11 protein-coding genes are annotated in these 12746 nt (G+C 63.7%); 3 read left to right on the forward strand and 8 right to left on the reverse strand.

What is annotated here, in order from left to right:
- The first annotated feature begins 3 nt into the window (after positions 1-3).
- Complete coding sequence (locus tag ASD15_RS31725) at positions 4-300, forward strand: DCL family protein (RefSeq protein ID WP_082551821.1); 297 nt, start codon at positions 4-6, stop codon at positions 298-300.
- A 783-nt stretch (positions 301-1083) separates the two neighbouring features.
- Here the strand turns inward: ASD15_RS31725 and ASD15_RS32325 are convergent.
- The 4 genes from ASD15_RS32325 to frc all read right to left on the reverse strand — a co-directional run bounded on the left by ASD15_RS32325 (position 1084) and on the right by frc (position 4988).
- Positions 1084-1833 (reverse strand): hypothetical protein, encoded by a 750-nt coding sequence (locus tag ASD15_RS32325; protein WP_157200934.1) that lies wholly within the window; start codon positions 1831-1833, stop codon positions 1084-1086.
- Between the two features lie 264 nt (positions 1834-2097).
- The gene (locus ASD15_RS13220; RefSeq protein ID WP_057155454.1) at positions 2098-3042 is read right to left on the reverse strand and encodes a histone deacetylase family protein; all 945 of its coding nucleotides are present in this window, start codon (positions 3040-3042) and stop codon (positions 2098-2100) included.
- A gap of 12 nt (positions 3043-3054) precedes the next feature.
- Positions 3055-3717 carry a TIM barrel protein gene (locus ASD15_RS13225; RefSeq protein ID WP_057155455.1) on the reverse strand — a complete coding sequence of 221 codons (663 nt, stop codon included), beginning with the start codon at positions 3715-3717 and terminating at the stop codon, positions 3055-3057.
- Between the two features lie 23 nt (positions 3718-3740).
- Complete coding sequence (gene frc, locus ASD15_RS13230) at positions 3741-4988, reverse strand: formyl-CoA transferase (protein WP_057155456.1); 1248 nt, start codon at positions 4986-4988, stop codon at positions 3741-3743.
- Between the two features lie 216 nt (positions 4989-5204).
- On the opposite strand from frc, the gene ASD15_RS13235 reads away from it, so the two are divergent.
- A complete protein-coding gene (locus tag ASD15_RS13235) occupies positions 5205-6185 on the forward strand; it encodes an NAD(P)H-quinone oxidoreductase (protein WP_057156055.1) in 981 nt (326 codons plus the stop codon).
- A 175-nt stretch (positions 6186-6360) separates the two neighbouring features.
- Here ASD15_RS13235 and ASD15_RS13240 read toward each other — a convergent pair whose 3' ends face one another.
- From ASD15_RS13240 to ASD15_RS13255, 4 genes are read right to left on the reverse strand one after another with little or no spacing between them, the layout of a single operon-like run.
- Positions 6361-6624: a formate dehydrogenase subunit delta gene (locus tag ASD15_RS13240; RefSeq protein ID WP_057155457.1), complete on the reverse strand. Its 264-nt coding sequence runs from the start codon at positions 6622-6624 to the stop codon at positions 6361-6363.
- Between the two features lie 13 nt (positions 6625-6637).
- Entirely contained in the window at positions 6638-9490 is a 2853-nt protein-coding gene (gene fdhF, locus ASD15_RS13245; protein ID WP_057155458.1) for a formate dehydrogenase subunit alpha, read from the reverse strand.
- A 9-nt stretch (positions 9491-9499) separates the two neighbouring features.
- Positions 9500-11059, reverse strand: coding sequence for an NADH-quinone oxidoreductase subunit NuoF (locus ASD15_RS13250; protein WP_057155459.1), 1560 nt, complete (start codon positions 11057-11059; stop codon positions 9500-9502).
- On the reverse strand, positions 11056-11523 hold the full coding sequence (locus tag ASD15_RS13255; RefSeq protein ID WP_057155460.1) for a formate dehydrogenase subunit gamma: 468 nt from the start codon (positions 11521-11523) through the stop codon (positions 11056-11058). The genes ASD15_RS13250 and ASD15_RS13255 overlap by 4 nt, the downstream gene beginning before the upstream one ends.
- Positions 11524-11670: 147 nt before the next feature.
- Between ASD15_RS13255 and ASD15_RS13260 the strand changes: the two genes are divergently transcribed.
- A complete protein-coding gene (locus ASD15_RS13260) occupies positions 11671-12735 on the forward strand; it encodes a substrate-binding domain-containing protein (protein ID WP_057155461.1) in 1065 nt (354 codons plus the stop codon).
- The last annotated feature ends 11 nt before the right edge of the window (positions 12736-12746 follow it).

Genomic DNA, 12746 nt, shown 5'->3' on the forward strand with positions numbered 1-12746 from the left:
AATATGCCTGCGAAACCAATAACTCTCGGCCCAATGAAGTTTGCAAAACGCGGTGACGCTGTTGCTTTTTTAACAGCGATGCTACACCGGTACGATGAAGGAGATAAAGTTAGCGCCGATGACGCGGTAATCTTGCAGGCCACCGTAGAAAACCATCCCGACTCCGCCAAGAAAATTGGATGCGGAATCTCTTCCTTCAGCGTTCGTAGCGCTGACTATGGCACAAAATGTTTCTGGGTCAATCGCAGCGATGGGACGACAGAAAAATTTTCGATTAAAGCCTCCATCCATAGCGGATAGTTGCGCGACTGTAATTTTTCATCGCCCCATCGGAATATGAGAAGCGAAACCGTCAGGCAGTCCGCCATGCGGCAGCCGCCTTCGAAGATGGAACCAATGCTCCCCTGCGCGATGTCTGTAGCCACCTTCGCCAGCGTCTACAGGTTCCGAAAAAGTATAGCCAGATCCAGGACGGAATTCAGCTAACCGGCCATCGTTATACGCGCCGATCAACTTCGAGCGCACAATTGCGCGGTGCCGGCATAGCAGGTGATGGATAACGTCAAGGAATTTAGGCAGGTTGCTACTGAGTATGACAGGCCTCAAAGATGTTGTTGGGGCTGCAGCGCCCCCACGCCAGCCGATATGGAGAGACCTCGTGCTACGAAGACAGAACAGCGTGTGGGCCCGAGTTGCCGCTGACGTTGGGGCAATGGTTGGGGGCTGAAGATGCCGAAGTTATGCCACAGTTCCCTTGGCGTGATCGCACCGGGTGGTTACCCGAAAAAGTGATATGCCTCGCCGACCAGCATATGTCTTGCCCTCCAGTCGCCACAGATCGTCGATCGAGAGCCGAAGGCAGCAGCTTGGCGGTGCTGGATGTGGCCGGGCTCAGGTGATGTTGATTAGTGCGTTCTGCGCCGCAATAACAATTGCGGCAACCAGTAGCGCACGCGCTGAGGGTTTCCTTCTGGATGATGACTCGCAATAACTGCAATTCGGCACTTGCTCAGTCATTAGAGTCTGCGATAACTCTTCAGCTACTTCTACAACTATTCGCCCAACTCAGCACTCAAACCCCAATCAGGAAGCCATCTGATTATTTTGTACTTCATTGGTTACTGCCCCCTTAGCTCGGGGCGACCTCGAGTATTTAGCCTTAATTAGGGCTATCTTATCTTCAATACGGAACGCTTGAGTACGATCCAAATCCTCAACAATCCTCCTGCTAACGGCAGCAAAATGTTTCATACCATTTTTCTCGGGAGACTCGATAATCATCTCAATCATATCTGCCAGCCCCTGCGCGCCGCTGCGAAGTCTGTCCAGCTTGACAATGTCTAAGCTCAAAATATCAGCCGTCAAGCCCGCGTTAATATCATCATTTTTTGAATTGAGCGCCTGAACAAGCTGGCCGTGCGCAATCTTGTTCCTGAGCTGACTTGGCTCCTCAATGTACGTCTTGACTAGCTCATCGAGTTTTTCCTTAGCATTCAAGACATCCCCGGGATCAGCAGAAGCGATACGCGCCAAACCCAGCTCAACGCATTTTTTCCAACCGTTGACAACATTCCTAGAACCAACCGCTTTTATTGAGTCGATCTCCGCACAACTAAAACCATACGGAGTATGAATCAGCTTTGAAAATAGTGCTTCAGCCCATGCAGAATAACTAAGCGCCACAAGCCGAGTCAGTGCTTTTGCGGACGAGGTGTTGCCGCTGATGAAATCACGGTGAATGAGCCGTTTCAGATTCGCCAAAGTTGCCTGGAGCTCCCGAACATTCTGAGTTTGGGCCTGAAAGACGATGAGTTTTTTTTGATCAGTTAACATTGATTCTTTGCGTATAAAAAGCACTCCGGGAATACTCTTTATACGCCCGGAATCGAACCGGGACCTCCCAAAGACTAAGTCTCTGGCGCTCTAACCATACTTAAGCTACGTATCCGATTTGATTATAGCATTTTAATTTCACCAATGCAACATGTTGATTTGGTTGGCGCAATCAGGCTTTTCGACATTTTAAGGCGTTCTACAACTTAAGCATGGGGAACGCCCAAGAATAGAGAAGCGCCCTATCTTCTTTAAGGGGGTGCGCTAAACATTGCAAGCCAGCAACGCGCGCACATGGGCGGCAGCGCCGCCAGTCAGGCCGGCCATACTATAGCCGCCTTCCAGAATAGAGACGATGCGGCCCTGCGCAGTATCTGCAGCCACTTCCATCAACTCCCGCGTAATCCAGTGAAAGTCCGCATCCACCAGCTGCAGGCCAGCCAGCGGATCATCGCGGTGGGCATCGAAGCCAGCGGAGATGACGATCAACTCCGGCGCCCAATTGCGCAGCGCGGGCAGCAGGTCGTGGCGAATGCGGTCGCGGAACATGGGCGAATCGCAGCCGGGCGGCAGCGGCACGTTGAGGATGTTGTTGCGGCTGCCCGTTTCGCTGCGCAGGCCGGTGCCGGGGTATAGCGGCGACTGATGGCAGGAGGCGTAGAACAGCCCGGGCAGCGGCGCGAACGCGGCTTGCGTGCCGTTGCCATGGTGGACGTCGAAATCGACCACGGCCACCCTCTCCAGCTCATACGCACGGCTGGCATGCGCGGCGGCGATGGCGGCGTGGTTGAAGATGCAGAAGCCCATGGCGCGGTCCGGCTCGGCGTGGTGGCCACAGGGGCGCGTGGCGCAGAACACGTTGGCCGCTTTGCCCAGCATCACGTCGTCCACGGCGGCGCAGGCGGCGCCGATGCAGCGCATGACGGCGCGCCAGGAGCCGGCCGAGAGCATGGTGTCGCCGCCGTCCAGCGGCACGGCGCCGCGCGCGGGCAACGCTTCCAGGATGGCGTCGTAGTAGTCGGCGTCGTGTATCAGTTCTGTCTGGGCGCGCGTGCCCATCGGGGCTACCTGCCAGTCCAGCGCGGCGAACTCGGGGGCCTTCAGCGCTTCCAGCACCAGCGCCAGCCGCTGCGGCGATTCGGGGTGGCCCTCTCCCGGCTGGTGGTCGTAGCAGTCGACGTGGGTGTAGACGCGGGTGCGCTGTTTCATGAAGGGCCCAGGTTAGTCCAGCAGGAACAGGTTGTCCGAGCCGGTGTCGCGGATGACGGCGAGCGCCTGCGCGCTGCCGGTGAGGAAATGGTCGGCCGTCTCCGGCGCGCTGCCCGGGCCGGCCATGCTGGCGGCGCAGGCAGCGTCGGCCACGCTGTGCGGGGCGATCTGCAGGGCGATGCCGTGCGGCTTGAGCGCGGCTGCGGCGTAGCGCAGGTTGTGCACCAGGGTCTGGCGCGCCAGGTCAGGCAGCAGCTCGGGCGGCAGCAGTCCGGCCAGGCAGCGCAGCTGGCGCGTGCCCAGGGGCCGCGCGTAGCGGATGGCTTCTTCCACGCCGTAGCGGAATTCGCTCACGCGCGCGGGGTGGCAGGCGATGCCGCGCTCGCCGCCTTTCCAGTCGCCGGCCGGCAGGCAGAAGCGCATCAGCTGCAGGCCGTGGCTGCATAGCCGGTGCGCTATCTGCTCCACCGGATACGAGTACGGGAACATGAATTCCACGCGGCCGTAGCCGGCTTGCGCGGCCGCGTCAAAGCGGTCGAGAAACGGCAGGTCGCTGAACAGGCGGTTCAGGTGGGCCGCCGGTTTAAGCGCGGTGCCCGCCGCTGCGCCGAAGCCGGCGCAGGGTGCGGGAATGGCGCCGGCGCTGGCCTCAGCGCTGGAGGTGGCGTGCTGCATGATGCTCTGCCTTGGCCAGCGGCTCAGATCACGCGCTCGTCGCGCAGCGCGTTGATCTGCAGGTCGTTGTAGCCCAGCTCGCGCAGCACCTCGTCGGTGTGCTCGCCCAGCAGCGGCGAGCGGATGATGTCGGTGGGGCTGTCGGAAAGCTTGATGGGGTTGCCCACCGTGAGGTATTTGCCGCGCTCGGGGTGGTCCACTTCCACGATGGTGCCGCTGGCGCGCAGCGACGGTTCTTCGGCGATTTCCTTCATCGACAAGATTGGCCCGCAGGGGATGTCGAACTTGTTCAGGATGTCCATGGCCTCGAACTTGGTGTGCTCGCGGGTCCACTCTTCCACCGTGGCGAAGATGGACATCAGGCGCGGCAGGCGCGCGCGCGGGGTGGCATAGTCGGGGTCCGTGATCCAGCCTTCGCGGCCGATCACGCGGCAGATGGCGGGCCATACCGGTGCCTGGGCGATGAAGTAGATGTAGGCGTTGGGGTCGGTCTCCCAGCCTTTGCATTTGAGGATCCAGCCGGGCTGGCCGCCGCCGGAGGCGTTGCCGGCGCGCGGCACGGAGTCGCCGAAGGTGCCTTCGGCGAACTGGGGGTATTCCTCCATGGTGCCGGTGCGCTCCAGGCGCTGCTGGTCGCGCAGTTTTACGCGGCACAGGTTGAGCACCGCGTCCTGCATGGCGGTGTCCACCTTCTGGCCCCGGCCGGTGGCATTGCGCTGGTACAGGGCGGTGACGATGCCGAGCGCCAGGTGCAGGCCGCTGCCGCTGTCGCCGATCTGGGCGCCGCTGACCACGGGTGGGCCGTCGTCGAAGCCGGTGGTGGCGGCGGCGCCGCCGGCGCATTGGGCCACGTTTTCGTACACCTTGCAGTTCTGGTAGGGGCCGGGGCCGAAGCCTTTCACGGACGCGACGATCATGCGCGGGTTGAGCTCCTGGATGCGCTCCCAGCTGAAGCCCATGCGGTCCAGGGCGCCGGGGGCGAAGTTCTCCACCAGTACGTCGCAGTCGCGTATCAGGGTTTCCAGCACCTGCTTGCCCATGGTTTTTTTGGTGTCCAGCGTGATGGAGCGCTTGTTGTGGTTCAGCATGGTGAAGTACAGGCTGTCCACCCCGGGGATGTCGCGCAGCTGGCCACGGGTGGCGTCGCCCTCGCCTGCGCGTTCCACTTTAATCACGTCGGCGCCGAACCATGCCAGCAGCTGGGTACAGGTCGGCCCCGATTGCACATGGGTGAAGTCGAGGACGCGCACCCCGTCTAATGCTTTGCTCATAAACGTGTCTCCAGGTAGGTATAGTTTTTTGATAGATAGTATGGCATGCGGTTCGCACCGCGAGATAGTTCCATGATAGGCAGTGCCGCTTTCAACGCGCATTGACCCCGGTCAAGATTCGCAAGATGGCCATATTGCGGAAAATTGACTGCGGTCATGGGGATTTTCCGGCGCCGCGCCTACCATCGGTTTCCTCTATTTCTAGAAGGGGGAACCATGCGCGCTATCGAAATTACGCAGCCGGGAGGGCCGGAGGTGCTGCAGTTGTGCGAGCGTCCGCGCCCGTCGCTTTTGCCGGGGCAGGTGCTGATCAAGGTGCATGCGGCGGGAATCAACCGGCCGGATTTGTTGCAGCGCGTCGGGAAGTATCCGGTGCCGGAGGGCGCGTCCGATCTGCCGGGACTGGAGGTGGCGGGCGAGATCGTGGCGGGGCATGTGGGGGATAGCGGCTGGCATATCGGGGACAAGGTGTGCGCGCTGGTGCAGGGCGGCGGGTATGCGCAGTACTGCCCGGCGCAGATCGAGCTGTGCCTGCCGATTCCGGAGGGCTGGTCGATGCTGGAGGCGGCGTCGCTGCCTGAGACGTTCTTTACGGTGTGGAGCAATGTGTTCGACCGGGCCGCGCTGGCGCCCACCGAGACATTGCTGGTGCAGGGCGGAACGTCGGGGATCGGGGTGACGGCGATCCAGCTGGCCAAGGCCTTGGGACACAGGGTGTTCACCACGGCGGGGTCGGACGAGAAGTGCCGGGCTTGCACGGAGCTGGGGGCCGACCTGGCGATCAATTACCGCACCGGGGACTTCGTGGCGGCGGTAAAGGATGCGACCGGCGGCAAGGGCGTGGATGTAATCCTGGATATGGTGGGCGGGGATTATGTGCCGCGCGAGCTGAATTGCCTGGCAGATGATGGGCGGCTGGTGTTCATCGCGCTGCTGGGCGGGGCCAGGGTGGAGGTGCCACTGGGGCAGATTTTGCTGCGCAGGTTGAGTGTGACGGGATCGACGTTACGCCCACGGCCGGTGGCGTTCAAGGCGGCCATTGCGCGCAAGCTGCGCGAGAAGGTGTGGCCGTTGATCGAGGATGGCTTGATCAGGCCGGTGATATATCGGACGTATCCGTTGGAGCAGGCGGCCGAGGCGCACGCGCTGATGGAGACCAGCGCGCATATCGGGAAGGTGATGCTGCAGGTGGCGTGATTCCGGCGGGGCGGCGGGGCTGGCATGGCGGGTTACGGCGCGGGGCGCCTGACCTGCCCTACGGTCCATCGGACCAAGGGGCCAACTAGCCGATGGCGGCGCGCATCCGTAGGGCGGGTCAGGCGGCGGCAGCCGCCGTACCCCGTCATTGAGCCGCCGACGACGTGTCGGCAGGTTACGAGCCGGCGGTGGCAGCGGCGCCGCGCGCGGGCGCGGGCGTCAGCCGCACGGTATTGGCCTGGATAGAGGCCAGAACAGGCGGCGCCAGCCCCTCACCGCCATGTTCGGCCACATGCGCCAGCAGCTGGCGCCGCATCGGCGGCGCCCAGTAACGCTGCAGGTGGTTGGCGATCTCGGTGCTGGCTTCCTCCTGGTCCGGGTAGGACGCGAAGAAGGAGCCGATCTGGTTGGCCATGGTGACCAGGTGGTGAATGTTCATGGTCTCTCCTTCGTTATGCCGACTGCGCGGTGGCAGCATCCTTGTGCGCCATCTGCTCTTCGTGGAAGCGCGCGAATTCCAGCTGCCAGTCGGACTGCTGCTGCACCGGCATCACTTGCACCGCCGTCACCTTGTATTCCGGGCAGTTGGTGGCCCAGTCCGAGTTCTCGGTGGTGATCACGTTCGCGCCGGATTCCGGGAAGTGGAAGGTGGTGTACACCACGCCAGGCTGCATGCGCTCCGTTACCAGCGCGCGCAGCACGGTCTCCCCCGCCCGGCTCTGGATGCCCACCCACTGGTCGTCCTTGATGCCGCGCTCCTGCGCGTCGTGCGGGTGGATCTCCAGCCTGTCCTCGGCGTGCCAGCGCACGTTCTCGGTGCGGCGCGTCTGCGCGCCCACGTTGTACTGCGACAGGATACGGCCGGTGGTCAGGATCAGCGGGTACATGCGCGTAACCTTCTCGTCGGTCGGCACATATTGCGTGATGATGAAGCGCCCCTGGCCGCGCACGAAGCGGTCGATGTGCATGGTCGGCGTGCCTTCCGGCGCGGCGTCGTTGCACGGCCACTGGATGCTGCCCAGCTTGTCCAGCTTGGCGTAGCTCACGCCGCTGAAGGTCGGCGTCAGGCGCGCGATTTCGTCCATGATCTGCGACGGGTGCGTGTAGTTCATCGGGTAGCCCAGGCGGTTTGACAGCTGCACGGTCACTTCCCAGTCGGCATAGCCGGCCTTGGGCGCCATCACCTTGCGCACGCGCGAGATACGGCGCTCGGCGTTGGTGAAGGTGCCGTCCTTCTCCAGGAAGGAGGAACCGGGCAGCAGCACGTGGGCGTACTTGGCGGTTTCGTTCAGGAAGATATCCTGCACCACGATGCACTCCATGGCTTCCATGGCGGCGATCACGTGCTGGGTGTTGGGGTCGGACTGCACGATGTCCTCGCCTTGGCAATACAGGCCCTTGAAGCTGCCGTCCAGCGCCGCTTCGAACATGTTGGGGATGCGCAGGCCGGGTTCGGCCTGCAGTTCCACGCCCCACGCGGCTTCGAACTGCATGCGCACGGTGGTGTCGGACACGTGGCGGTAGCCCGGCAGCTCGTGCGGGAAGGAGCCAATGTCGCACGAGCCCTGCACGTTGTTCTGGCCGCGCAGCGGATTCACGCCCACGCCTTCGCGGCCCACGTTGCCGGTGGCCATGGCCAGGTTGGCGATGCCCATCACGGTGGTGGAGCCTTGCGCATGCTCGGTCACGCCCAGGCCGTAGAAGATGGCGCCGTTGCCGCCGGTGGCGAACAGGCGGGCCGCGGCGCGCACCTGTTCGGCCGGCACGCCAGTGACAGCTTCCATGGCTTCGGGCGAGTTCGATTCCTGCGCCACGAATTCGCGCCACTGGTTGAATGCGCGCAGTTCGCAGCGCTCGGCGATGAAGTCTTCGGCCAGCAGGCCTTCGGTCACGATCACGTGGGCCAGCGAGCTGACCATGGCGACGTTGGTGCCGGGGCGCAGTTGCAGGTGATGCTGGGCGCGGATGTGCGGCGACTTCACCAGGTCGATGCGGCGCGGATCGATGACGATCAGCTTGGCGCCCTGGCGCAAGCGACGCTTCATGCGCGAGGCGAACACGGGGTGTCCGTCGGTCGGGTTGGCGCCGATCACCATGATGACGTCGGACTTGGCCACGGACGCGAAGGTCTGCGTGCCGGCCGATTCGCCCAGGGTCTGCTTCAGGCCGTAGCCGGTGGGCGAGTGGCAAACGCGGGCGCAAGTGTCCACGTTGTTGTTGCCGAACGCTGCGCGCACCAGCTTTTGCACCAGGTAGCCTTCCTCGTTGGTGCAACGCGAGGAGACGATGCCGCCGATGGAGTCCTGGCCGTGCTTGGCCTGGATGCGCTTGAATTCGGAGGCCGCGTAGTCCAGCGCCTCGTCCCAGGACACTTCCTTCCAAGGATCGGTGATTTTGGAGCGTATCATCGGCTTCAGGATGCGGTCCTTGTGGGTGGCGTAGCCCCAAGCGAAGCGGCCTTTCACGCACGCGTGGCCTTCGTTGGCCTTGCCGTCCTTGGTGGGCACCATGCGCACCACTTCGCTGCCCTTCATTTCCGCGTCGAGCGAGCAACCCACGCCGCAATAGGCGCAAGTGGTGGTCACCTTGTGTTCGGCCTGGCCCATCCAGATAACGGTTTTCTCTTGCAGGGTGGCGGTCGGGCAGGCTTCCACGCAGGCGCCGCAGGACACGCACTCCGATTCCATGAACGATTCGCCCTGCCCGGCCGACACGCGCGATTCGAAGCCGCGTCCGGAAATCGTCAGCGCGAAAGTGCCCTGGGTTTCCTCGCAAGCGCGCACGCAGCGGTTGCAGACGATGCACTTGGACGAGTCGAAGGTGAAGTAGGGATTCGATTCATCCTTCTTCAGCTTCAGGTGGTTGGCGCCTTCATAGCCGTAGCGCACTTCGCGCAGGCCGGTCACGCCGGCCATGTCCTGCAGCTCGCAGTTGCCGTTGGCCGGGCAGGTCAGGCAGTCCAGCGGGTGGTCGGAGATGTAGAGCTCCATCACGCCCTTGCGCAGTTCCTGCAGCTTGGACGTCTGGGTGCGCACCACCATGCCCTCCTCCACCGGCGTGGTGCAGGAGGCCGGATAGCCGCGCCGGCCTTCGATCTCCACCAGGCACAAACGGCAGGAGCCGAACGGCTCCAGGCTGTCGGTGGCGCACAGCTTGGGAATGTTGGTGCCGCTTTCGGCGGCGGCACGCATCACCGAGGTGCCGGCGGCCACCGTCACGCGCTGGCCGTCGATGGTGAGCGTCACGAAGTCGGTGGCCAAGCTGGGCGGGGTGCCGAAGTCGCGGCTGATAATGGTCTCGATCATCTAAGTCTCCTAGGCGGCGCGCTGGTCTGCGCAGACCTGGCCGAAATCTTGCGGGAAGTGGTTCAGGGCCGACAGCACGGGGTACGGCGTCATGCCGCCCATCGCGCACAGCGAGCCATGCAGCATGGTGTCGCACAGCTCGCGCAGCAGGATCACCTGCTTGGGACGCTCGCTGCCTTCACGGATCTTGTCGATAACTTCCACGCCGCGCGTGGAGCCGATGCGGCATGGCGTGCATTTGCCGCACGATTCCACGGCACAGAATTCCATCGCGTAGCGGGCCAGCTTGGCCATATCGGCGCTGTCGTCGTGCACCACGATGCCGCCGTGGCCGAGCACCGCCCACAGCGAAGCGAACGCTTCGTAGTCCAGCGGTGTGTCCCATTGCGACTCGGGCAAATAAGCGCCCAGCGGGCCGCCCACCTGCACCGCCTTGATCGAGCGGCCGGAGGCGCTGCCGCCGCCGTAGTCGAACAGGATGTCGCGCAGCGTGACGCCGAAGGCCAGTTCGATCAGGCCGCCGTGCTTGATGTTCCCGGCCAGCTGCACCGGCAAGGTGCCGCGTGAACGGCCCATGCCGTAGTCCTGGTAGTAGGCCGCTCCCTTGTCGAGGATGAGCGGCACAGCTGCCAGCGACAGCACGTTGTTGATCACGGTGGGCAGGCCGAACAGGCCGGACAGCGCAGGCAACGGCGGCTTGGCGCGCACCACGCCGCGCTTGCCTTCGATGCTCTCCAGCAGCGCAGTCTCTTCGCCGCAGATGTAGGCGCCGGCGCCCTTGCGCACTTCCAGCTCGAAGGCGCGGCCGGAGCCCAGGACATCGGTACCGAGGTAGCCCGCCTGCACCGCGCTGTCAATCGCGTGGTTCAGGTTGGCGATGGCGTGCGGGTATTCGCTGCGCACGTAGATGTAGCCCTTGTTCGCGCCAACCGCCAGCCCGGCGATGGTCATGCCTTCGATCAGCATGAAGGGGTCGCCTTCCATCACGATACGGTCGGCGAAGGTGCCGGAGTCGCCTTCATCGGCGTTGCAGACAATGTATTTTTGCACGCCGGCTGCTTTCAGCACGGTGTTCCACTTGATCCCGGTTGGGAATGCGGCGCCGCCGCGGCCGCGCAGGCCGGAGGCGGTGACGGCGGCAACGATGGCGGCCGGCTCCATCGCCAGCGCATTGCGCAGGCCCTTGTAGCCGTCGTGCGCCTCGTAGTCGGCCAGCGACAGCGGATCGGTAATGCCGGCGCGGGCGAAGGTCAGGCGGCTTTGCCTGGCCAGGTAAGGAATCTGCTCCACCAGGCCCAGGGCCAGGGTGTGCTTGCTGTCGCCCAGGTGGAAACCGGCGTCGAACAGTGCGGGCACGTCGGCCGCGTCCACCGGACCGAAGCCGATGCGGCCGTCGGCCGTGCCCACTTCCACCAGCGGCTCCAGCCACAGCAGGCCGCGCGTGCCGTTACGCACGATGTCGATGTCGATGCCACGGCACGCCGCTTCGGCGGCGATGGCTGCCGCCACGTCGTCGGCGCCCAGCGCCAGCGCGGTGGAATCGCCGGGAATGTAGATGCGGATGCTCATGCTGCTTCCTTCACTTTGGCCAGCAACGCGTCGAAGCGCGCCGGGGTGACGCGCGCATGCAGCGCTTCGTTGATCATCATGGACGGCGCGGTGGCGCATTGGCCCAGGCAGTACACCGGCTCCAGCGCGAATTCTCCGTCCGTGGTGTGCGCGTGCAACTTGCAGCCCAGCGCGTGTTCGGCGTGCGCCAGCAGTGCGTCGCCGCCCATGCTCTGGCAGGCTTCTGCGCGGCAGATCTGCACCACCTTGCGCGCCGGCGCTTCGGTGCGGAAGTAGTGGTAGAAGGTGATCACGCCATGCACTTCGGCGCGCGACAGATTGAAGGTGGAGGCGATCTCTTCCACCTGCTCGGGCGGAATATAGCCGATGGCATCCTGGATCGCGTGCAGGACCGGCAGTAGCTGGTCCTGCGCACCACTGCTGGCGGCAAGGATGGCGCTTGCCTGGGAAATACGCTGCTGCATAATGCCTCCGTCGTTTTTATTGTGTGCCGAGTGCCGCGAATACTTAGTGCAAGTTATGTTCTATAAAACATATATTTCGCTTAATATTCACGCATAAACCTAGGCTATCACTGTAAAAACACCAACGCAATATGAAGGATTTTGCATATGTTCAAAGTTGAGATACGCCCGGACTGGGTGCTGCGCCATCCGAACGGGCAGGCCGTACCGCTGCCGGTGCTGCTGGACCTGCTGGCGGCGGTGCGCAGCACGGGCAGCATCAGCCAGGCCGCAAAGGACTGCGGCATCTCCTATCGCCACGCGTGGGGGCTGCTGAACCAATTCAACGAACAATTCGGCGCGGAGCTGGTGCACAAGTCGCGTGGATCGGGGACGGTGCTGTCGCCGCTGGCCGACAAACTGATCTGGGCCGACAAGCGCATCGCCGCCCGGTTGAGCCCCATGCTGGACAGCCTGGCCTCCGAGCTGCAGCAGGAGCTGGCCAGCCTGCTCGACGAGCGTCCGCCCGCCCTGCGCCTGACCGCATCGCACGGCTTCGCGGTAGCGGCGCTGGTAAGCCGGCTGGAGCAGCAAGGCGTGCTGGTGGACCTGCAATACCGCAGCAGCACCGAGGCCGTGGCAGCCCTGGCGCGCGGAGAGTGCGACCTGGCCGGCTTTCACCTGCCGGTGGGCGAATTCGAAGGCGCGGCGGCGGCCAAGTACCGCCCGCTGCTCGATCCGGCCCGCCAGATGCTGATCCACCTGGCCTATCGCATGCAGGGCATCTTTACCGCAAAGGGAAATCCGAAGGACATCCGCACGCTGGACGACCTGGCGCGGCAGGACGTGCGTTTTGTGAACCGCCAGCGCGGCTCGGGCACGCGGCTGCTGCTGGAACTGCTACTGGACGGCCACGGCATTGCGCCAGACCGCATCAACGGCTTCGAGAGCGCTGAATTCACGCACGCGGCGGTGGCCGCCTACGTCGCCAGCAACATGGCCGACGCCAGCTTCGGCGTGGAAACCGCCGCCCGCCGTTTCGACCTCGATTTCGTGCCGGTGGTGCGCGAGCGCTACTTTTTCGCGTGCTCCCGCGAGGCGCCGGCTGCGCCACTGGTCGCCGCCGCGCTGGCAGTCATGGAAAGCGACGAATTCAAAGCCACGCTGGCCGCCCTGCCCGGCTACGACGGCGCCATGAGCGGCCAGCGCCTGGCGCTGCAATCTTTGTTCTGAGCGGGTGCGGC

The organism is Massilia sp. Root351 (genome assembly GCF_001425045.1).
GTDB lineage: Bacteria > Pseudomonadota > Gammaproteobacteria > Burkholderiales > Burkholderiaceae_D > Rugamonas.

Coding starts and splice junctions, on each gene's coding strand:
- ASD15_RS13255 (WP_057155460.1), bottom strand. CDS start 11,523: ATGCAGCAGCGTATTTCCCAGGCAAGCGCCATCCTTGCCGCCAGCAGT.
- ASD15_RS13250 (WP_057155459.1), bottom strand. CDS start 11,059: ATGAGCATCCGCATCTACATTCCCGGCGATTCCACCGCGCTGGCGCTG.
- ASD15_RS31725 (WP_082551821.1), top strand. CDS start 4: ATGCCTGCGAAACCAATAACTCTCGGCCCAATGAAGTTTGCAAAACGC.
- ASD15_RS13225 (WP_057155455.1), bottom strand. CDS start 3,717: ATGCAGCACGCCACCTCCAGCGCTGAGGCCAGCGCCGGCGCCATTCCC.
- ASD15_RS13220 (WP_057155454.1), bottom strand. CDS start 3,042: ATGAAACAGCGCACCCGCGTCTACACCCACGTCGACTGCTACGACCAC.
- ASD15_RS13235 (WP_057156055.1), top strand. CDS start 5,205: ATGCGCGCTATCGAAATTACGCAGCCGGGAGGGCCGGAGGTGCTGCAG.
- ASD15_RS13240 (WP_057155457.1), bottom strand. CDS start 6,624: ATGAACATTCACCACCTGGTCACCATGGCCAACCAGATCGGCTCCTTC.
- ASD15_RS13260 (WP_057155461.1), top strand. CDS start 11,671: ATGTTCAAAGTTGAGATACGCCCGGACTGGGTGCTGCGCCATCCGAAC.
- frc (WP_057155456.1), bottom strand. CDS start 4,988: ATGAGCAAAGCATTAGACGGGGTGCGCGTCCTCGACTTCACCCATGTG.
- ASD15_RS32325 (WP_157200934.1), bottom strand. CDS start 1,833: ATGTTAACTGATCAAAAAAAACTCATCGTCTTTCAGGCCCAAACTCAG.
- fdhF (WP_057155458.1), bottom strand. CDS start 9,490: ATGATCGAGACCATTATCAGCCGCGACTTCGGCACCCCGCCCAGCTTG.